Here is a 21,111-nt window from a genome sequence, read left to right on the forward strand (position 1 = left end):
CCCTCCTCGGCTGGCTGTTCAAGCCCGCGCGCTTGCGCCAGAATCTGCCGCAGCCTGCACCTACCAACGGATTAGAGCGACCCCAATGAAATCGATCTTCCTCGCCCTGGCACTGATTGCGACCGGCGCCCACGCCGCCGAAGAATCCGAGAACAACCCGTGCGACGCGGTGGAAAACGACATCCAGACCCTGGAATGCTCCGCCTACAGCCGCAGCACCGCCGAAGACCTGCTCAAGGACAACTACGCCAGCCTCAACGAACGCATGCAGGCCGCCTACGGCAAGAACCCGACGCAACTGGCCGACATCACCGCCAAACTGAAAACCGCCCAGCAGCAGTGGTTGAAGACGCGGGATGCGGATTGCGCGGTGGAAGCGTTCCCGGCCACGGCGGGGAGCAAGGCGTTTACCATTGCGCAGAATGATTGTGTCGCGCGGATGAGTGATGAACGGTCGGAGTTTTTGGAGTCGATCGGGCAGGAGTAAGTGTTTGAGCTGTAAGCTGAACCTCTTAAGCCAGTCTAAGGATTCCCATGAACATCTGCGGCATTGAAATCAAAGGCAGCGAAGCGATCATCGCCGTGGCGGCGCTCGATGGTTCGACGTTGAGCCACGTCCCTCTCGCCACGAAGAAGATTGCTCTGGATGACGATGACGAGGCGGCGAACGTGCGGCGGTTTGCGGCGCAGGTGGCGTTGTTTGTGCGGGAAAACTCGGTGGACCGGATCGCGATCAAAAAGCGCAGCAAAAAGGGCGAGTTTGCCGGTGGGCCGACGACGTTCAAGATCGAGGGCGTGTTTCAGTTGCTTGATGGCTGTGAGGTGACGCTGCTGTCGCCGCAGACGATCAATGCCCAGGCCAAGAAGCACAATTTCGAGCTGCCGGGGACGTTGAACAAATATCAGCATGAGGCTTACAAGGCGGCGTGTTCGGCGTTGGTGAAGAAATAACCCGATTCCCGAAATCACCTTGGAACCTGTGGGAGCGGGCTTGCCCGCGATGGCGGTGTGTCCGGCAATAACAATGTTGGATGTGCTGGCCTCATCGCGGGCAAGCCCGCTCCCACAGGGTTCTAGGGTGTCGCTGAAACCATTCAGGCCTGCGCGGTACGCCGGTCTTCGCGGGGGCAGCGGGCGAAACGTGCGCGATAGCTGCGGGTGAAATACGACGGTGATTCAAAACCGCAGGCAATGCTGACTTCGAGCACGCTCATGTCAGTCTGGCGCAACAGTTGCCGGGCCTTTTCCAGCCTCAACCGCAGATAGAAGTTGCTCGGCGTATCGTTCAGGTGCAGCCGGAACAACCTCTCCAGTTGCCGCCGGGTCACCTTGATCGACTCCGCCAGTTGCAGCGTGGTCAGTGGCGGTTCGCTGTGCTGTTCCATTTCGCCGATCACCTGCACCAGTTTCTTGTTGCTGATGCCGTAACGCGTGGCGACTTCCATGCGCTGGTGATCCTTGCGCGGGCGGATGCGCCCGAGCACAAACTGCTCGCTGACCTGAATCGCCAGTTGCGGGCCGTGGGCCTGGGCGATCAGGTCGAGCATCAGATCAATCGAGGCCGTACCTCCCGCCGAGGTGATCCGCCGGCGGTCGATCTCAAACAGTTCCTGGGTCACGCTGAGCTGTGGATAAGACTCCTTGAACGCATCGATCGCCTCCCAGTGCAGGGTCAGGCGATGGCCATCGAGCAGGCCCGCTTCGGCGAGGACGAAGCTGCCGGTGTCGATGGCGCCGAGGGTTACGCCTTCGTTGTCCAGCCTGCGCAACCAGTGTTCCAGCATCGGCGTGATGAACTTCAGCGGTTCGAAGCCGGCCACCACCAGCAAGGTCGCGCCTTTCTTCAGCGGCTCCAGTGCCGCATCGGCGTTGACCGACATGCCGTTGCTCGCCAGTACCGCGCCGCCATCGGCGCTGAGCACATGCCAGCGGTACAACTCGCCGCGAAAGCGGTTGGCCACGCGCAACGGTTCGATCGCGGAAATAAAGCCGATGGCGGAGAACCCCGGCATCAGCAAAAAGTAGAAATCCTGGGACATGGGCGCACTCGGTTGGCGGGTCGCGTGGCTCGTTGATACGCCGATTATCGGCGGCGTTCAAGCGTGCAGGTCGCTACAGTGCAAATGCCAGTCGCCGCAGTGCGCTTTCACGGGTGCATAGCTGCGTAACTTGGCCTCACCGGCGCGCAGATGCCGGGAACCACAATAATCGAACTGCCGAGGAACCCGACATGAAACGACTGATCAGCAGCTGCGTTCTTGCACTCAGCGGCACCGCTTTCTTCAGCACCGGCGTGATGGCGGCCGAACCGGCCTCCTGCAAGAACGTACGCATGGGCGTGGTCAACTGGACCGATGTGATCGCCACCAGTGCCATGACCCAGGTCCTGCTCGACGGCCTCGGCTACAGCACCAAACAGACCAGCGCCTCGCAGCAGATCATCTTTGCCGGGATTCGCGATCAGCGCCTGGACCTGTTCCTCGGCTACTGGAACCCGCTGATGACCCAGACCATCACGCCATTCGTCGAGGCCAATCAGGTCAAAGTGCTCGAAGCACCGAGCCTGAAAGACGCCCGCGCCACCCTCGCCGTGCCGACCTATCTGGCTGACAAGGGCCTGAAAACCTTCGCTGACATCGCCAAATTCGAGAAGGAATTGGGCGGCAAGATCTACGGCATCGAGCCAGGCTCGGGCGCCAACACGCAGATCAAAGCGATGATCGCCAAGAACCAGTTTGGTCTGGGCAAATTCCAGCTGGTCGAATCGAGCGAGGCCGGCATGCTCGCCGCCGTCGACCGCGCCGTGCGGCGCAAGGAAGCCGTGGTGTTCTTCGGCTGGGCGCCGCACCCGATGAACGTCAACATTCAGATGACCTACCTGACCGGCAGCGAAGACGCCCTCGGCCCGAACGAAGGCATGGCCACGGTGTGGACGGTCACGTCACCGAAGTACGCCGAGCAATGTCCGAACATCGGCCGCCTGCTGACCAACCTGACGTTCACCGCTGAATCCGAGAGCCGGATGATGCAGCCGCTGCTCGATCACAAGGATGCCTTCGAGTCGGCGAAGCAGTGGCTCAAGGATCACCCCGAAGACAAGCAGCGCTGGCTTGAAGGTGTGACGACTTTCGATGGCAAACCGGCTGCTGAAAACCTCCAGCTGACCAGCAAATAACCTTTATTGACCCCCCCTCTCCCAGATGGGAGAGGCCACTGAACCACGCTTCGCAGCCCGGTAGCGGGCTGCGGACAGACCCATCACGCCTGAAGGAAACGCACCATGAACCACGACGTCATCATCACCTGCGCACTCACCGGTGCTGGCGACACGACCGCCAAAAGTCCACACGTGCCGGTCACCCCGAAACAGATTGCTGCTGCCGCGGTGGAAGCGGCCAAGGCTGGCGCCACTGTGGTGCACTGCCATGTGCGCGATCCGCAGACCGGCAAGTTCAGCCGTGACGTGGCGCTGTACCGCGAAGTGATGGAGCGCATCCGCGAGGCGGACGTCGACATCATCGTCAACCTCACCGCCGGGATGGGCGGCGACCTGGAAATCGGCCCTGGCGAGAAGCCGATGGAGTTCGGCCCGAACACCGATCTGGTCGGCCCGCTGACCCGTCTCGCCCATGTTGAAGAACTGCTGCCGGAAATCTGCACCCTCGATTGCGGCACGCTGAACTTCGGCGACGGCGACACCATTTACGTCTCCACCCCGGCGCAACTGCGCGCCGGCGCCAAGCGCATCACCGAACTGGGGGTGAAGGCCGAACTGGAGATTTTCGACACCGGGCATCTGTGGTTCGCCAAGCAGATGATCAAGGAGGGCTTGCTCGACAACCCGCTGTTCCAGCTGTGCCTGGGCATCCCGTGGGGCGCGCCGGCCGACACCACCACGATGAAGGCCATGGTCGACAACCTGCCCGCCGAAGCGGTGTGGGCCGGTTTCGGCATCGGCCGCATGCAGATGCCGATGGCGGCGCAAGCGGTGCTGCTCGGCGGCAACGTGCGGGTCGGGCTGGAGGACAACCTGTGGCTGGACAAAGGCGTGCTGGCGACCAACGGCCAACTGGTCGAGCGCGCCAGCGAGATCCTCAGCCGCCTCGGTGCTCGCGTGCTGACGCCGGCCGAAGGTCGCAAAAAGATGGGCCTGACCCAGCGCGGCTGAACCTCACCCTTTCTCCCTGTGAACATGAATTTTGTGGTGAGGGGATTTATCCCCGATGGGTGGCGAAGCCGCCCCAAAACCTGACAACCCGGGGCATCAGATAGACCGAGAGCACTGGTTTTACGACTGCTTCGCAGCCGATCGGGGATAAATCCCCTCGCCACGAGAACAGAGTTTCCACAGGGATCACCGAACTCTCTCAGGAAATCACCATGCGCTTTATCACCGAAATCAAAACCTTCGCCGCTCTCGGCAGCGGTGTCATCGGCAGTGGCTGGGTCGCCCGCGCACTCGCCCACGGTCTCGATGTAGTGGCCTGGGACCCGGCACCCGGCGCCGAGGCGGCACTGCGCCAACGCGTGGCCAATGCCTGGGGCGCGCTGGAAAAAAACGGCCTGGCGCCGGGTGCTTCGCAGGATCGTCTGCGCTTTGTCGCAACCATCGAGGAATGTGTGCGTGACGCCGATTTCATCCAGGAAAGCGCCCCGGAGCGGCTGGAACTGAAACTCGATCTGCACAGCAAAATCAGCGCCGCGGCCAAGCCCGATGCGCTGATCGGCTCCAGCACTTCAGGCCTGTTGCCAAGCGAGTTCTATGAGAGTTCGATGCACCCTGAACGCTGCGTGGTCGGGCATCCGTTCAACCCGGTTTATCTGTTGCCGCTGGTGGAAGTGGTCGGCGGCAAGAATACCGCGCCACAAGCGGTGCAAGCGGCGATGCAAGTCTACGAATCCCTCGGCATGCGCCCGTTGCATGTGCGCAAAGAAGTGCCGGGGTTCATCGCCGATCGCCTGCTCGAAGCGCTGTGGCGCGAGGCGTTGCACCTGGTCAACGACGGTGTGGCGACGACCGGCGAAATCGACGATGCGATTCGCTTTGGCGCCGGTCTGCGCTGGTCGTTCATGGGCACTTTCCTGACTTACACCCTGGCCGGCGGCGATGCCGGCATGCGCCACTTCATGTCGCAATTCGGCCCGGCGTTGCAGTTGCCGTGGACGTATCTGCCGGCACCGGAGCTGACAGACAAGCTGATTGATGATGTGGTCGATGGCACCACCGATCAGCTCGGTCGGCACAGCATTTCCGCGCTGGAGCGCTATCGTGATGATTGTTTGCTGGCGGTGCTCGAGGCAGTGAAGACCACCAAGGAAAAGCATGGAATGAGTTTCAGCGAGTAATCCGCCACCTGATCGTTCCCACGCTCTGCGTGGGAATGCAGCCCGGGAACGCTCCGCGTCCCAGAAGCGTGACGCACAGCGTCACAAGAGGCGTTACCACGCAGAGCGTGGGAACGATCGCCGCCAGGAGAAACCATGCCCCACCTCACCACCTACCAGACCACCATCATCCCCGACTGGGTCGACTACAACGGCCACCTGCGCGACGCCTTTTACTTGCTGATCTTCAGCTACGCCACCGATGCGCTGATGGACTGCCTCGGCATGGACAGCAGCAACCGCGAGGCCAGCGGCCACTCGCTGTTCACCCTCGAACTGCACCTCAATTACCTGCACGAAGTGAAGATCGACACTGAGGTGGAAGTGCGCACGCAAATCATCGGCCACGACAGCAAGCGCCTGCACCTCTACCACAGCCTGCACAAAATCGGCGATGAGCAAGCGCTGGCCGGCAATGAACAGATGCTTTTGCACGTCGACCTCGCCGGCCCGCGCTCGGCGCCGTTCAGCCCTGATACGTTGCATCGGTTGCAAGCCATCGTCGCCGATCAGACCGACCTGCCCGCTCCCGCTTACATCGGCCGCGTGATCGCGCTGCCACCCGCTCGGTAAATCCCCCACTGCCAAGGAGCCGCCATGAACACCGCCGTCGCTGTTGCCGATTTTCGTACTTATCCGTTGATCAGCGCGCTCGGTGGCGTGCAGGGTCTGGCGGATCGCGTTGTCATCGAATGGGCTGACGGTCGTGTCAGCCCGTTTCACCACGTATGGCTGCGCGACAATTGCCCGTGTGATCAATGTGTCTACAGCGTCACTCGCGAGCAGGTTTTCGAGAGCGTCGATGCCGCCGAGGATTTGCGACCGCTGGCCACGCGCATCGACAGCGATGGCTGCCTGCGCATCGACTGGCAGGACGGTCACCTCAGCCGCTTCGATCCGGGCTGGTTGCGCGCACATGCCTATGACGATGAATCCCGCGCCGAACGCCTGGCCGGCAAACCGCAGCCCCATTTGTGGCACAGCGATCTGCAGTTGCCGGTGTTCGACTACATCGCGCTGATGAACGACAACGCCGCGCTGCTGCAATGGTTGCTCGCCGTGCGCGACATCGGCCTGACCCAATTGCGCGGCGTGCCCACCGAGCCGGGCTCGCTGAAGCTCATCGCGCAGCGGATTTCCTTCATCCGCGAAAGCAATTTCGGCGTGCTGTTCAATGTGCAATCCAAAGCCGACGCCGACAGCAACGCCTACACCGCCTTCAACCTGCCATTGCACACGGATCTGCCGACTCGCGAGCTGCAACCGGGGCTGCAATTTCTGCATTGCCTGGTGAATGATGCCGAGGGTGGCGAGAGCATTTTCGTCGATGGTTTTGCGATCGCCGACGCCTTGCGTCAAGAGGAGCCGCAGCTGTTTGAGGCCCTGTGCGAAATCCCTGTGGAATTTCGCAACAAGGACCGGCACAGCGACTATCGCTGCCTGGCGCCGATCATCGCTGTGGATGCGCTGGGCCGGGTGGCGGAGATTCGCATGGCCAACTTTCTGCGCGGGGCGTTCGATACGTCGGTGGCGCAGATGCCGTTGCTGTATCGAGCCTATCGGCGCTTTATTGCGATGACCCGCGAGCCGCGATTTCGGCTGACGCAGCGGCTCAAGCCGGGCGAGTTGTGGTGCTTTGACAACCGCCGCACGCTGCATGCACGCAATGCCTTTGACCCAGCGACCGGGGCGCGGCATTTTCAGGGCTGCTATGTCGACCGGGATGAGTTGTTGTCGCGGATTCTGGTGTTACAACGTTGAACCGCGTCATCGTTCTTCGCGAGCAGGCTCGCTCCCACATTGGAATGCATTTCAACTGTGGGAGCGAGCTTGCTCGCGAAAGCGTCAGTCCAAACAACGCGCTACTAACTGAATCACAAGCAAAAAAAACTCCGATCAAGCCGTGACAGGATCGGAGCTGAGGAGGGTACTGTTGAGGAGCTGCCAGGCGAGGGTGACCAAACCTTCGTGAAGCGAGCTGGAGCCAGTGTGCCTAGTCGCCCATCCAGTCGGTTAGCCGAAAACGACCTGTTCATAGTCGTCCCGGCCACCGCGACAAAACGCCCTTGCCGCGTCCGGTCGGGGCCACCAGAATCGAGCCAAGACCTCCGTTGCCACAGAAGGATTTGCGTAATGATGTACGCCGATTTGATTGACCAGGAAGATCTGTTGGGCCAGCTCAAGGCCTTGGGTATTCAGGTGCCGAGCGGTACCACCGCCGAGCAGGCCTGCGAGTGTGCGGTGCGTGGCCTGGACAATGTTCGCGCATTCGAACTGCGCAAGATGGTCAAGGACATGTACACCAGCGGCGCCAGCATTCAGCCGGCGGTGCGTCAGGCGATCGACAAGCAATTGTTGCCGGCCCTCTCGGATTACCAGCAGTCACACAGCGCCTGAGAAACCCCTTCGCGAGCAGGCTCGCTCCCACCTGATCGTTCCCACGCTCTGCGTGGGAATGCCTCAACGGACGCTCCGCGTTCGGCCTTTTGGGACGCAGAGCGTCCCGGGCTGCATTCCCACGCAGAGCGTGGGAACGATCAGACTCGGTCTACAGCCTTACGCTGGCAAATGTCGACTCATTGCGCGCCTGACTCAGCGCTGACATCGGCCCCGACAGCGGCGACATCACGATGGCCTGCGGCAGTGGCAGCATCGCCACCTGCTGGGTGGTGTTGGAGCCGACGCGCTCGTCACGCGGCGGAATGCCGAAGTACTCGCGATAGCACTTGGAGAAGTGCGGCGTGGAGACGAAACCACACACCGACGCCACTTCGATGATCGACATCGGCGTCTGCTTGAGCAGTTGCCGGGCGCGGATCAGGCGCAGCTTCAGGTAATAGCGTGACGGCGAGCAGTGCAGGTATTTCTGGAACAACCGCTCCAGCTGTCGACGCGACACCGCGACATACACCGCCAGTTCATCCAGATCGATCGGCTCTTCCAGATTGGCTTCCATCAGCGCGACGATTTCCTGCAACTTCGGCTGGTTGGTGCCGAGCATGTGCTTGAGCGGCACACGCTGGTGATCCTGTTCGTTGCGGATGCGCTCGTAGACGAACATTTCCGAGATCGCTGCCGACAGTTCACGCCCGTGATCGCGGCTGATCAGGTGCAGCATCATGTCCAGCGGCGCGGTACCGCCGGAACTGGTGAAGCGGTTACGGTCGAGGGTGAACAGGCGTGTGCTCATGGCCACGCGCGGGAAAGCTTCCTGCATCGCCGCCAGACATTCCCAGTGCACGCTGCAATCGAAGCCGTCGAGCAGACCGGCGCAGGCCAGCGCCCAACTGCCGGTGCACACCGCGCCCAGGCGCTTGGATTGGCGCGCCTGGCTTTGCAGCCACGAGACGTGTTCACGGGTCACGGTACGTTGAATGCCGATGCCGCCGCAGACGATCACCGTGTCCAGGGGCGGGGCTTTGTGCATGGAGGCGTCGGGAGTGATCTGCAGACCGTCACTGGCCCAGACCTGGCCGCCATCGACGGTGAGGGTGCTCCAGCGATACAGCTCGCGACCGGACAACTGGTTGGCCATGCGCAGCGGCTCAACGGCGGACGCCAGGGAAATCAGCGTGAAATTGTCCAGCAGCAGAAAGCCGATGGATTGAGGCGCACGGTTCTGGGGTTGGGCCCCGGAGTTGAACGACGTCATCGCGGTATCTCCTCACACAAAGCGGGTGGCGGCCTCAGGCGGAGGCTCTTGTTATTGCCCGCGTCTCACAGAGAAAGCAGGCTTTGTTATGACAGAGCAATTGCCGTGCCTGAAATTGGACGGCCATTCAATAACTCCTGAAAACGACCTCGCGGCGCGTCTATACGAGACCTCGGAACATGCCATTTCGAAGTGCCATCAAGCGCCGCCAGAGCCCTGCCGCGCAGCCTGTGAGCAGATCGGTAGCACTTGTGGGAACTGGCCTGCAGAGGATTTGCACAGAGTGTCACCGCAAGCACGGACGACGGACGGTCAGGTAACGACTGACGAGTCACGACTGACAATGGCGCTTGTCTGATTGCGACGCGCCAAAAGGTGGCGCGGCTGGATTGGGGTGTTCTTTTGTCGAGCAGTTTTGACTGGTCTGGCACTCCACTCTGCCAGATCAACCTGTGGCGAGGGGATTTATCCCCGATCGGCTGCGCAGCAGTCGTAAATCCATTCACCAAAGTGTGTCAGGCAAAACTCGATTGCAGGATTTGGGACTGCTTCGCAGCCCAGCGGGGATAAATCTCCTCGCCACGGGTTCACGGTCAGCACTCAACCGCACTGACCGCCAAGCCACCGCGCGAAGTTTCTTTATATTTGTCATGCATATCGGCGCCGGTATCGCGCATGGTGCGGATCACCCGGTCCAGCGAGATAAAGTGCTGCCCGTCGCCACGCAGGGCCATTTGCGCCGCGTTGATCGCTTTCACTGCGGCAATCGCATTGCGCTCGATGCACGGCACTTGCACCAGGCCACCGACCGGGTCGCAGGTCAGGCCCAGGTTGTGCTCCAGGCCGATTTCCGCCGCGTTGCACAATTGCTCGGGCGTGGCGCCAAGAATCTCCGCCAGCCCCGCCGCTGCCATCGCGCAGGCCGAACCGACCTCGCCCTGACAGCCGACCTCGGCGCCAGAGATCGAAGCGTTCTTCTTGCACAGAATGCCGACCGCCGCCGCGCCGAGGAAATAGTCGACGACGTTGGCGTCGGTGACCGCTTCGCTGAATTTCATGAAGTAGTGCAGCACCGCCGGGATGATCCCCGCCGCGCCGTTGGTCGGTGCAGTGACCATGCGCCCGCCAGCGGCATTCTCTTCATTGACGGCCAGAGCGAACAGATTGACCCATTCCATCGCGCTCAGGGTCGAGCCGATGACATTGGGCTTATTCAGCTCTTGCAGGCTGCGGTGCAACTTCGCCGCACGCCGCCGCACGTTCAGGCCGCCGGGCAGAATGCCTTCGTGCTTGAGGCCTTGCTCGACGCAATCCTGCATCGCCCGCCACAGTTTCATCAGCCCGGCACGGATCTCTTCTTCGCTGCGCCAGACCTTTTCGTTGGCCATCATCAGTTCAGCGACGCGCAGGTTGTGCGTTTTGCACAACTGCAGCAGCTCGACCGCACTGGAGAAGTCGTACGGCAATTCGGTGCGATCCAGATCGACCACACCGCTGGCCGCTTGCGCCTCGTCAACGACGAAGCCGCCGCCGACCGAATAGTAGGTGTCACGGTGCAGCTCAGCGAACTCGCCTTCGGCCACCAGCGTCATGGCGTTGGGATGGAATGGCAGGTTTTCATCGATCAGGCGCATGTCCCGCGCCCACACAAACGGCACCGACAGGCGACCATCCAATAACAACGTATGGGTTTCCCGCAGCGCCTGAATGCGCGGGCCGATCTGCGCCGGGTCGATTGCGTCCGGCCACTCGCCCATCAGGCCCATGATCACCGCGTTGTCGCTGCCGTGGCCGATGCCGGTGGCCGACAGCGATCCAAACAACTGCACCTCGATACGCCGCACCTGCTCCAGTTGATGCTTGCCGCGCAGCGACTCGACGAACAATGCGGCGGCGCGCATCGGCCCGACGGTGTGGGAACTGGAAGGGCCGATGCCGATTTTGAACAGGTCGAAAACGCTGATAGCCATTGCTGCGAAGCTCCTGAGAATACCGGTCCGGGCGGCAAAAGCGCCCGCTGGCGGAGCTGCTACGCTCAAGCTGCGATCCGCCGAATGCCGGCATCATCGGGCTTTTGTCGGCGCGCTCGGCGTCTGACACCGACGCAGTCATGTCCAGCAGCGTCGTTACGTTTTCGCCCCGCAAATACGCCGTTTTTATGCCGTTGTGCAGGTCATCGGGGGCGGAAAAAAGCTGTAAGCGACGTCACCGACACTGGAAGCGACCATCCCTGTACTGGATACGACCCTCCCTGTAGGCGTCAGATTTTCACTGGTACATGATCGGGATGACTCGATTGCAAGGCGCTGCGGTAGAGCTGTCGTCAGAACGCCACCAACCGCAACCCATAAGTGCGGTGGTCCACAGTCGGAACACTGCCAAAAAAAACACCAAGGAGTCCATCCATGAAAGGTTCCCCGTCGTTGTTGTTGGCCGCCCTGCTGAGTCTGCCGTTACTGGCGCAAGCCGCAGAACCGGCACAGTGCAGCCTCGTTAACTTCTCTGATGTCGGCTGGACCGACATCACCGCCACCACCGCTACCACTTCCGTTGTTCTCAACGCCCTCGGCTACAAGACCAAAACCACCATGATCTCCGTGCCCGTGACCTACAAGTCGCTGGCCGACGGCAAGAACATGGACGTGTTTCTCGGTAACTGGATGCCGACCATGGAGAACGACATCAAGCCGTATCGCGATGCCGGCACCGTCGACACCGTGCGCACCAACCTCAAGGGCGCCAAATACACCCTCGCCGTGCCGCAAGCCCTGTACGACAAAGGCCTGCATGACTTCGCCGACATTGCCAAATTCAAGAAAGAGCTCGACGGCAAGATCTACGGCATCGAGCCGGGCAACGACGGCAACCGGCTGATCCAGAGCATGATCGACAAGGATGCCTTCGGCCTGAAAACCGCAGGCTTCAAGATCGTCGAATCCTCCGAGGCCGGCATGCTCTCGCAAGTCGACCGGGCGCAGAAGCGCGACACTGCCGTGGTCTTCCTCGGCTGGGCACCGCACCCGATGAACAAGCGCTTCAAGATTCAATACCTGACCGGCGGCGACGACTTCTTCGGCCCCGATTTCGGCGCAGCCACCGTGGCGACCAACACCCGCAAGGGTTACGCCGAAGAATGCAGCAACGTCGGTCAGCTGTTGAAAAACCTGGAGTTCACCGTCGACATGGAAAGTGAACTGATGGGCAACATTCTCGACGACAAGATGAAGCCTGACGCGGCCGCCAAGGCCTGGCTGAAAAAGAATCCACAGGTGCTCGATACCTGGCTCGCTGGCGTGACCACCATTGACGGTAAACCAGGCCTGGAGGCCGTGAAAGCCAAGCTCGCGCCTTGATTTGAAAGGCACCGCTTATGCCGGGCAGGCGTGCCTGCCCGGGCTGTTAATTTCCTTGCATGCGGACGTTCACTACCATGCTGATTGATCAGAAAATACCTTTAGGCCAGTACATCGCGGGCTTCGTCGAATGGTTGACGCAACACGGCGCCAACACCTTCGACGCAATCGCCGTGACACTGGAAACGATGATCCACGGCGTGACGTTTGCGCTGACCTGGTTCAACCCGTTGGTGCTGATTGGCCTGATTGCCATCATTGCCCATCTGATTCAACGCAAGTGGGGCCTGACCGCGTTCGTGGTCGCCTCGTTCCTGCTGATCCTCAACCTGGGTTACTGGCAGGAAACCATGGAAACCCTCGCCCAGGTGCTGTTCGCCACCCTGGTCTGCGTGTTGATCGGCGTGCCGCTGGGCATCGTCGCCGCGCACAAACCGATGTTCTATACCATGATGCGGCCGGTGCTCGATCTGATGCAGACCGTACCGACCTTCGTTTACCTCATTCCTACCCTGACCCTCTTCGGGCTGGGTGTGGTTCCGGGCCTGATCTCCACGGTGGTGTTCGCCATCGCGGCGCCGATCCGCCTGACCTACCTGGGCATCCGCGATGTCCCGCAAGAACTGATGGACGCCGGCAAGGCCTTCGGCTGCTCGCGTCGCCAATTGCTTTCAAGGATCGAACTGCCGCACGCCATGCCGAGCATCGCGGCCGGCATCACCCAGTGCATCATGCTGTCGCTGTCGATGGTGGTGATCGCGGCACTGGTCGGCGCCGACGGACTCGGCAAACCGGTGGTCAACGCACTGAACACTGCTGATATTGCGCTGGGCTTCGAAGCAGGCCTGGCAATCGTACTGCTGGCGATCATGCTCGACCGTATCTGCAAACAACCCGACGCTAAAGTAGGGGGTGACGCATGAGCATAATTCGCTTCGAAGACGTCGACGTAATCTTCTCCAAGGATCCGCGCGAGGCACTCAAGCTGCTCGATCAGGGCATGACCCGCAACGAGATCCTGAAGAAGACCGGTCAGATCGTCGGCGTGGAAAAAGCCACGCTGGACATCAACAAAGGCGAGATCTGCGTGCTGATGGGCCTGTCCGGCTCGGGCAAGTCGAGCCTGCTGCGCTGCATCAACGGCCTCAACACCGTGAGCCGTGGCAAGCTGTTCGTCGAGCATGAAAACCGTCAGATCGACATCGCGTCCTGCACGCCCGCCGAGCTGAAGATGATGCGCACCAAGCGCATTGCCATGGTTTTCCAGAAGTTCGCCTTGATGCCTTGGCTGACAGTGCGCGAGAACATCAGTTTCGGTCTGGAAATGCAGGGTCGACCGGAGAAGGAACGCAAGAAACTGGTCGATGAGAAACTCGAACTGGTCGGCCTGACCCAGTGGCGCAACAAGAAGCCGGACGAACTCTCCGGCGGCATGCAGCAACGCGTCGGCCTCGCCCGCGCGCTGGCCATGGACGCCGATATTCTGCTGATGGACGAACCGTTCTCGGCTCTCGACCCGCTGATCCGCCAAGGCCTGCAGGATGAACTGCTGGAGCTGCAACGCAAGCTGAGCAAGACCATCGTGTTCGTCAGCCACGACCTCGATGAAGCGCTCAAACTGGGTAGCCGCATCGCGATCATGAAGGACGGTCGGATCATCCAGTACAGCGTGCCGGAAGAAATCGTCCTCAACCCGGCGGACGACTATGTGCGCACCTTCGTCGCCCACACTAATCCACTCAACGTACTCTGCGGCCGCAGCCTGATGCGCACGCTGGACAAGTGCAAACGCATCAACGGCTCGGTGTGCCTGGATCCTGGCGGCGACTCGTGGCTGGACCTGGCCGAAGGCAACACCATCAAAGGCGCACGCCAGAACGGCTCGGTGCTGAACCTGCAGAACTGGGCACCGGGGCAAGCAGTGGAAGGCCTGGAGCGCAAGCCAACGCTGGTGGACTCGAACATCGGCATGCGTGATGCGCTGCAGATCCGTTATCAGACCGGCAACAAGCTGGTGCTGCACGATAACAATCATGTGGTGGGGATTCTCGGCGACAGCGAGTTGTATCACGCGTTGCTGGGCAAGAATCTGGGGTAAACCCCGCAGACACAAAACGCCGCGAGATTATCGCGGCGTGGGAACGATCATGCAAAAGGGGCTCAATCGAGCCCCTTTTGTTTTAGCTGTTTAGCTGTACACCCGGCCAAGAAGCTGCCGATGGCTTTCAAACTGATCCAGCACATCCCGCGTAATCTGCTCCGGGGTGAAGCCCATCAAGTCGTAATCCTGGCTGCCATTGTGCAGATACACCTCAGCACGGTAATAACGCTGACGCGCTTCATCTGATTGCGCCGATTCGGTCGGGGTCGCCAGATAACCATCCAGGCTCACTTCGTAAACGAAAGGGTTGCCCTCTTCCATCTCGACCCGCACGCCCATGCAACGCTTGGCCTTGCCCAACAGCGTCTGCACTTCAATGCCCTGATTGCGCAATTGCGCCGCTGCATCTTCCAGCGCCGGGGTGACATGCTTGTCCATGAAGCGCTGCACCACCGATTGGCTCGGCTGCAGATCCAGTTGCGTCAGGCGCTCGCTGAAACCACGGCGTCCACGCTCGGCCAGTTGCGCTTGCTCCTGTTCGATCTGCACGTCCTGGCGCATCGCCTTGTGCAGGCCGAACATGAAGCAGATCAGCACCACCGAGAACGGCAGGCCGGCCAGCACGACCATGGTCTGCATGGCTTCGAAGTTGCCGGCGAACAGCAGGCCGATGGTCACCAGCGTGATCACCACCGACCAGAAGATCCGCAGCCAGTGCGGCGCGTCTTCATCGACGTTGCCGCCCTTGCAGGAAAGATTCGCCATCATCACCGCGCCGGAGTCGGCCGGAGTCAGGAACAGCACGAAGCCGACAAAGATCGACACCCCGATGACGACTTTCGACGCCGGATAATGCTCAAGCAACTGATAGATCGCCATCGACGGCTGTTCCAGCGCCGTCTTGCCCAGCTCCACCGCGCCCTGATTCATCACCAGATCCAGCGCCGAGTTGCCGAAGATCGACAGCCACGCCAAGGTGAAGCCCAGCGGAATCAGCAGCACGCCAGCAACCAGTTCACGCACGCTGCGGCCACGGGAAATCCGTGCGATGAACATGCCTACGAATGGCGCCCAGGAAATCCACCAGGCCCAGTAGAACAGGGTCCACAGACCCAGCCAGCGGTCGGACTTGGCGCTGTCGCCTTCATAGACGTACAGGTCGAAGGTCTTCAGCACCACGCCGTTGAGGTAGTCACCGATGTTCTGCACGAAGCCGTTGAGCAGGTGCAGGGTCGGGCCGAACAGCAGGACGAAAATCAGCAGGCCGCTGAACAGCACGATGTTCAGGTTGGACAGACGACGGATGCCGTTTTCCACACCGGACACAGCGGCGATGGTCGCTACGGTGCTCATGACGATGATGACGATCAGCAGGTTGGTGTTGCTGTGCTCCATGCCGAACAGGTTTTCCAGCCCGGACGACACTTGCAGCGAGCCAATCCCCAGGTTGGTCACCAGACCCAGCAGGGTCACGAACATGCCGAAGCCGTCCACCGCGTGACCGGCCGCGCCTTTGACCCAACGCTCGCCGACCAGCGGATACAGCGCCGAACGCAGCGCCAGCGGCTGGTTATGCCGATAGGCAAAATACGCCACCGCCAGACCGACCAAAGCGTAAATAGCCCAGCCGTGCAGGCCCCAGTGCAGGAAAGTCAGTTGCACCGCCTGACGCGCGGCCATGTTGGTGGCCGAGGTGCCTTCCGGCGGATTGAAGTAGTGATCCAGTGGCTCGGACGCGCCGAAGTACAGCAGCGAAATGCCGATGCCCGACGAGAACAGCATCCCCGCCCAGGCGCCGTAACTGAAATCCGGGGTGTCGTCCTTGCTGCCCAGTTTGAGTTTGCCGTACGAGGAAAACGCCAGACCGACCACGAACACCAGGTAGGCGGCGATCACCACCATGTAGTACCAGCCGAAGCTGCGCGACAACCAGGCCTGGGCCATCCCTAACATTCTGCCGGCCTCTTGCGGGGCGATGATCAGAATGGCGGTCAACAACAGAATCAGCGCGGTCGAGGTGTAGAACACCCAACCGTTGACCGTCACCTTCTCGGGCGGGGTCTTTATTAGCGAGGCAGAACTCATGGCACAAATGCTCCAGGCAGTGCGAGAGAAGAACACAAGGCATCACGGAACCCGACCAATCGGTTAGTTGGCAGCCGACCGGCGGGTGATATAAAGACACTCCGAAAAAAGCCCGAACCTGCCGAATGGCGTTGCGTATTCGCTTTCGTGGCCAGAGGCGACGGACGTTCATCCGAAACCTGGCCCCGAGCGTCTTGCCCTTTCAACACGTCCATCGAATCGCGAACCGCGCCATGCCCCGCGCAGGTTTCGAGCCGTTTCAGGTGTCGGTTTTTATCGTCATTACACGTAGGAAAAAGCTGTAGGCAGCGACGAATTGTCGCAGATCTTATTCTTTGTTGATTGAACGTTCAATCAAAACAAAATAGACTGGCCCTCAATCCGATCGGCGTCATTCGCCCCTCGGAAGGCCTAAGGAGATGTGCAAGATGCCCAAGGTCGGTATGCAACCCATCCGCCGCCAACAACTGATCGAAGCCACTTTGCAAGCGGTCGATCAGGTCGGAATGGGGGACGCCAGCATTGCGCTGATCGCCCGTTTGGCCGGTGTCTCGAATGGCATCATCAGTCATTACTTTCAGGACAAGAACGGCCTGATCGCCGCCACGATGCGGTATCTGATGACCGCCCTCAGCGAGAGCGTCACCGCGCGCCGTCAGGCGCTGGCAGATGACAGCCCACGGGCGCATCTGCAGGTGATCATCGAAGGCAACTTCGACGCCAGCCAGGTCAATGGCCCGGCAATGAAAACCTGGCTGGCCTTCTGGGCCACCAGCATGCACCAGCCGTCTTTGCACAGGTTGCAGCGGATCAACGATCACCGTCTGTATTCCAACCTGTGCTGCCAGTTCCGCCGTGTGCTGCCGCTCGAAGATGCGCGCAGCGCCGCCCGGGGTCTGGCAGCGTTGATTGACGGCTTGTGGTTGCGCGGCGCGCTGTCGGGAGACGCTTTCGACACGGCGCAGGCGCAACAGATCGCTTACGAATATATGGATTTCCAATTGGCCAAGAAGGTGAGCTAGAGCACACAGAAAATGCTCGGCCCCTGAACTCCACCGCAGCGTGATCGCGGTGGTCAACGCCAACCACCAATGCACTTGCGAGGACACTATGGCCCGTTTCGAACTGCAAAAACTCTACATCGATGGCGCGTACACCGACGCCGGCAGCGACGCCACCTTCGAAGCCATCAACCCGGCGAACGGTGAAGTCCTCGCACTGGTGCAACGTGCGACCAAAGACGACGTCGAGCGCGCCGTGGTCAGCGCCGAAAAGGGCCAGAAAATCTGGGCTGCGATGACCGCCATGGAGCGTTCGCGCATCCTGCGTCGCGCCGTTGACATCCTGCGCGAGCGCAACGATGAGCTGGCTGCGCTGGAAACCCTGGACACCGGCAAATCCTTCTCCGAAACCAAGTACGTCGACATCGTCACCGGCGCTGACGTGCTGGAATACTACGCAGGCCTGGTGCCCGCCATCGAAGGCGAGCAGATCCCGCTGCGTGACACCTCGTTCGTTTACACCCGTCGCGAGCCGCTGGGCGTGGTCGCCGGTATCGGCGCGTGGAACTACCCGATCCAGATCGCCCTGTGGAAATCCGCTCCAGCCCTGGCGGCCGGTAACGCGATGATCTTCAAGCCAAGCGAAGTCACCTCGCTGACCACCCTGAAACTGGCCGAAATCTACACCGAAGCCGGCGTGCCGAACGGCGTGTTCAACGTCCTGACCGGTAGCGGCCGCGAAGTCGGCACCTGGCTGACCGAGCACCCGCGCATCGAGAAAATCTCCTTCACTGGCGGCACCGACACCGGCAAGAAAGTCATGGCCAGCGCTTCGGCTTCGTCGCTCAAAGACGTGACCATGGAACTGGGCGGCAAGTCGCCGCTGATCATCTGCGACGACGCCGATCTCGATCGCGCCGCCGACACCGCGATGATGGCCAACTTCTACAGCTCCGGTCAGGTCTGCACCAACGGCACTCGCGTGTTCGTACCGGCGCACCTGAAAGCCGCTTTTGAAGCCAAGATCGTTGAGCGCGTTGCGCGCATCCGCGTTGGCAACCCGGAAGACGAAAACACCAACTTCGGCCCGCTGGTCAGCTTCCCGCACATGGAAAGCGTGTTGGCTTACATCGCCAAGGGTAAAGAAGAAGGCGCACGCATACTGTGTGGTGGCGGTCGACTGACCGACGGCGAATTCGCCAAAGGCGCGTTCGTGGCTCCAACCGTATTCACCGACTGCACCGACGACATGACCATCGTGCGTGAAGAAATCTTTGGCCCGGTGATGGCGATCCTCTCCTACGAAACCGAAGAAGAAGTGATCCGCCGCGCCAACGACACCGACTTCGGCCTGGCCGCCGGTATCGTCACCAAAGACCTGAACCGCGCCCACCGCGTGATCCATCAACTGGAAGCCGGTATCTGCTGGATCAACGCCTGGGGCGAGTCCGACGCAAAAATGCCGGTCGGCGGCTACAAGCAGTCGGGTGTTGGCCGTGAGAACGGGATCAGCTCGCTGAACAACTTCACCCGCATCAAATCGGTACAGGTCGAGCTGGGCGATTACGTCTCGGTGTTCTGATCAGCTAGCTGATCTGCTGCAAGCGGCAAGTTTCAAGCTGCAAGTAAAAGCAGTTTGGGCTTGCCGCCCTCCCCGATTTCGAAGCCACCGCTCGCTGCTTTTCCTTGCAGCTAGAAGCTAGTGGCTTGTAGCTCCCGCAGGAGAATTTATGACTCAAGAATATGACTACATCATCATAGGCGCCGGCTCTGCAGGTAACACACTTGCGACCCGTCTGACTGAAGACGAAGGCGTCACCGTTCTGCTGCTCGAAGCCGGGGGGCCGGACTACCGCCTCGACTTCCGCACGCAAATGCCCGCCGCGCTGGCCTTCCCGCTGCAGGGGCGTCGCTACAACTGGGCCTACGAAACCGATCCAGAGCCACACATGGACGGTCGCCGGATGGAATGCGGACGCGGCAAAGGCCTTGGCGGCTCTTCGCTGATCAACGGCATGTGCTACATCCGTGGCAACGCGATGGACTACGACGGCTGGGCGAAACTGCCGGGCCTGGAAGACTGGTCGTACCTCGATTGCCTGCCGTACTTCCGCAAAGCCGAAACCCGTGACATCGGCCCGAACGATTACCACGGTGGCGACGGCCCGGTCAGCGTGACCACGCCGAAAGCCGGCAACAATCCGCTGTTCCACGCCATGGTTGAAGCCGGCGTGCAGGCCGGTTACCCGCGCACCGAAGACCTCAACGGTTACCAGCAGGAAGGCTTCGGCCCGATGGACCGCACCGTGACGCCGAACGGCCGCCGTGCTTCCACCGCGCGTGGCTACCTCGACATCGCCAAGAAGCGTTCGACCCTGACCATCGTCACCCACGCCCTGACCGACAAGATTCTGTTCGAAGGCAAGCGCGCGGTCGGCGTGCGTTACCTGATCGGCGACGCTGAAGAACGTGTTGAAGCCAAGGCGCGCAAGGAAGTTCTGCTGTGCTCCGGCGCCATCGCTTCGCCGCAGATTCTGCAGCGCTCCGGTGTCGGCCCGGCGAAACTGCTGGAAAGTCTCGACATCCCGGTGGTCCACGATCTGCCGGGCGTTGGTGAAAACCTGCAGGATCACCTTGAGCTGTACCTGCAATACGCCTGCACCCAACCGGTTTCGCTGTATCCATCGCTGCTCTGGTACAACCAGCCGGCGATCGGTGCCGAGTGGCTGTTCAACGGCACCGGTATCGGCGCCAGCAACCAGTTCGAGGCCGGCGGTTTCATTCGTTCGCGTCCGGAATTCGAATGGCCGAACATCCAGTACCACTTCCTGCCGGTGGCGATTAACTACAACGGCAGCAACGGCGTGAAAGAACATGGTTTCCAGGCGCACATGGGCTCCATGCGCTCGCCGAGCCGTGGTCGCATCCAGGTCAAATCCAAGGACCCGCGCCAGCACCCGAGCATCCTGTTCAACTACATGGCCACCGAGCAGGACTGGCAGGAGTTCCGCGACGGCATCCGCCTGACCCGCGAAATCATGCAGCAACCGGCACTCGATCAATACCGTGGTCGTGAAATCAGCCCGGGCATCGACGTGCAAACCGATGAACAGCTCGACAAGTTCATCCGCGAGCACGCCGAAACCGCGTTCCACCCGTCCTGCTCGTGCAAGATGGGCACCGACGAGATGGCCGTGGTCGATGGCGAAGGTCGTGTGCACGGCATGCAGAGCCTGCGCGTGGTCGATGCTTCGATCATGCCGATCATCACCACCGGCAACCTCAACGCACCGACGATCATGATGGCCGAGAAAATCGCCGACAAGATCCGTGGCCGCAAGCCGCTGCCGCGCAGCAACGCTGCTTATTACGTCGCGAACGGCGCGCCGGTCAAAGGCAAGCCGATGCGGGATATCACCCCGGTTACGCAGTAAGTCGTAATACCTCCCCTGATCGTTCCCACGCTCCGCGTGGGAACGCATCCCGGGACGCTCCGCGTCCCGAAGCGGACGCAGAGCGTCCATGGCGGCATTC

General features: G+C 61.0%; 18 protein-coding genes. 14 read left to right on the forward strand and 4 right to left on the reverse strand.

The window, feature by feature from the left end:
- Positions 1 to 85 precede the first annotated feature (85 nt).
- Both J5M66_RS00605 and J5M66_RS00610 read left to right on the forward strand, forming a co-directional pair.
- On the forward strand, positions 86 to 487 hold the full coding sequence (locus J5M66_RS00605) for a lysozyme inhibitor LprI family protein (protein ID WP_024014598.1): 402 nt from the start codon (positions 86 to 88) through the stop codon (positions 485 to 487).
- 47 nt (positions 488 to 534) lie between these two features.
- Positions 535 to 951, forward strand: a complete 417-nt coding sequence (locus J5M66_RS00610; RefSeq protein ID WP_207807496.1) for a DUF3010 family protein — start codon at positions 535 to 537, stop codon at positions 949 to 951.
- Positions 952 to 1,094: 143 nt separating this feature from the next.
- Here the strand turns inward: J5M66_RS00610 and J5M66_RS00615 are convergent, their stop codons facing one another.
- Entirely contained in the window at positions 1,095 to 2,039 is a 945-nt protein-coding gene (locus tag J5M66_RS00615; protein ID WP_207807497.1) for a GlxA family transcriptional regulator, read from the reverse strand.
- Between the two features lie 191 nt (positions 2,040 to 2,230).
- Here J5M66_RS00615 and J5M66_RS00620 point away from each other — a divergent pair, with 191 nt between their 5' ends.
- The 6 genes from J5M66_RS00620 to J5M66_RS00645 all read left to right on the forward strand — a co-directional run bounded on the left by J5M66_RS00620 (position 2,231) and on the right by J5M66_RS00645 (position 7,782).
- Complete coding sequence (locus J5M66_RS00620) at positions 2,231 to 3,175, forward strand: choline ABC transporter substrate-binding protein (protein ID WP_016772813.1); 945 nt, start codon at positions 2,231 to 2,233, stop codon at positions 3,173 to 3,175.
- A 105-nt stretch (positions 3,176 to 3,280) separates the two neighbouring features.
- Positions 3,281 to 4,168, forward strand: a complete 888-nt coding sequence (locus J5M66_RS00625) for a 3-keto-5-aminohexanoate cleavage protein (protein WP_160769298.1) — start codon at positions 3,281 to 3,283, stop codon at positions 4,166 to 4,168.
- 212 nt (positions 4,169 to 4,380) lie between these two features.
- Complete coding sequence (locus J5M66_RS00630) at positions 4,381 to 5,346, forward strand: L-carnitine dehydrogenase (protein ID WP_122699697.1); 966 nt, start codon at positions 4,381 to 4,383, stop codon at positions 5,344 to 5,346.
- A gap of 135 nt (positions 5,347 to 5,481) precedes the next feature.
- Positions 5,482 to 5,958, forward strand: a complete 477-nt coding sequence (locus tag J5M66_RS00635) for a thioesterase family protein (protein ID WP_130902432.1) — start codon at positions 5,482 to 5,484, stop codon at positions 5,956 to 5,958.
- 24 nt (positions 5,959 to 5,982) lie between these two features.
- A complete protein-coding gene (locus tag J5M66_RS00640) occupies positions 5,983 to 7,146 on the forward strand; it encodes a gamma-butyrobetaine dioxygenase (RefSeq protein WP_207807498.1) in 1,164 nt (387 codons plus the stop codon).
- Positions 7,147 to 7,518: 372 nt separating this feature from the next.
- On the forward strand, positions 7,519 to 7,782 hold the full coding sequence (locus J5M66_RS00645; protein ID WP_016772808.1) for a hypothetical protein: 264 nt from the start codon (positions 7,519 to 7,521) through the stop codon (positions 7,780 to 7,782).
- A gap of 151 nt (positions 7,783 to 7,933) precedes the next feature.
- On the opposite strand, the gene J5M66_RS00650 is transcribed toward J5M66_RS00645, so the two are convergent.
- Positions 7,934 to 9,037, reverse strand: coding sequence for a GlxA family transcriptional regulator (locus J5M66_RS00650; RefSeq protein WP_007949927.1), 1,104 nt, complete (start codon positions 9,035 to 9,037; stop codon positions 7,934 to 7,936).
- 593 nt (positions 9,038 to 9,630) lie between these two features.
- The gene (locus J5M66_RS00655) at positions 9,631 to 11,007 is read right to left on the reverse strand and encodes an L-serine ammonia-lyase (RefSeq protein ID WP_123443793.1); all 1,377 of its coding nucleotides are present in this window, start codon (positions 11,005 to 11,007) and stop codon (positions 9,631 to 9,633) included.
- A gap of 435 nt (positions 11,008 to 11,442) precedes the next feature.
- Between J5M66_RS00655 and J5M66_RS00660 the strand changes: the two genes are divergently transcribed.
- The 3 genes from J5M66_RS00660 (at position 11,443) to choV (ending at position 14,488) form a co-directional block, all read left to right on the forward strand.
- A complete protein-coding gene (locus J5M66_RS00660; protein ID WP_016772806.1) occupies positions 11,443 to 12,390 on the forward strand; it encodes a choline ABC transporter substrate-binding protein in 948 nt (315 codons plus the stop codon).
- Positions 12,391 to 12,467: 77 nt separating this feature from the next.
- On the forward strand, positions 12,468 to 13,313 hold the full coding sequence (choW, locus tag J5M66_RS00665; protein WP_016772805.1) for a choline ABC transporter permease subunit: 846 nt from the start codon (positions 12,468 to 12,470) through the stop codon (positions 13,311 to 13,313).
- Positions 13,310 to 14,488 (forward strand): choline ABC transporter ATP-binding protein, encoded by a 1,179-nt coding sequence (gene choV, locus J5M66_RS00670; protein ID WP_016772804.1) that lies wholly within the window; start codon positions 13,310 to 13,312, stop codon positions 14,486 to 14,488. The genes choW and choV overlap by 4 nt, the downstream gene beginning before the upstream one ends.
- A 90-nt stretch (positions 14,489 to 14,578) precedes the next feature.
- Here the strand turns inward: choV and J5M66_RS00675 are convergent, their stop codons facing one another.
- Positions 14,579 to 16,519 carry a BCCT family transporter gene (locus tag J5M66_RS00675; RefSeq protein WP_223630511.1) on the reverse strand — a complete coding sequence of 647 codons (1,941 nt, stop codon included), beginning with the start codon at positions 16,517 to 16,519 and terminating at the stop codon, positions 14,579 to 14,581.
- Positions 16,520 to 17,004: 485 nt separating this feature from the next.
- Here J5M66_RS00675 and betI point away from each other — a divergent pair, with 485 nt between their 5' ends.
- The 3 genes from betI to betA all read left to right on the forward strand — a co-directional run bounded on the left by betI (position 17,005) and on the right by betA (position 21,011).
- Positions 17,005 to 17,598, forward strand: coding sequence for a transcriptional regulator BetI (betI, locus tag J5M66_RS00680; RefSeq protein WP_008085771.1), 594 nt, complete (start codon positions 17,005 to 17,007; stop codon positions 17,596 to 17,598).
- Between the two features lie 88 nt (positions 17,599 to 17,686).
- Entirely contained in the window at positions 17,687 to 19,159 is a 1,473-nt protein-coding gene (betB, locus tag J5M66_RS00685) for a betaine-aldehyde dehydrogenase (protein ID WP_123443792.1), read from the forward strand.
- Between the two features lie 148 nt (positions 19,160 to 19,307).
- Entirely contained in the window at positions 19,308 to 21,011 is a 1,704-nt protein-coding gene (gene betA, locus J5M66_RS00690; RefSeq protein WP_130900723.1) for a choline dehydrogenase, read from the forward strand.
- Positions 21,012 to 21,111: the final 100 nt, after the last annotated feature.

Origin of the sequence: Pseudomonas sp. 67(2021) (assembly GCF_017491835.1) — a bacterium.
Lineage (GTDB): Bacteria > Pseudomonadota > Gammaproteobacteria > Pseudomonadales > Pseudomonadaceae > Aquipseudomonas > Aquipseudomonas atacamensis.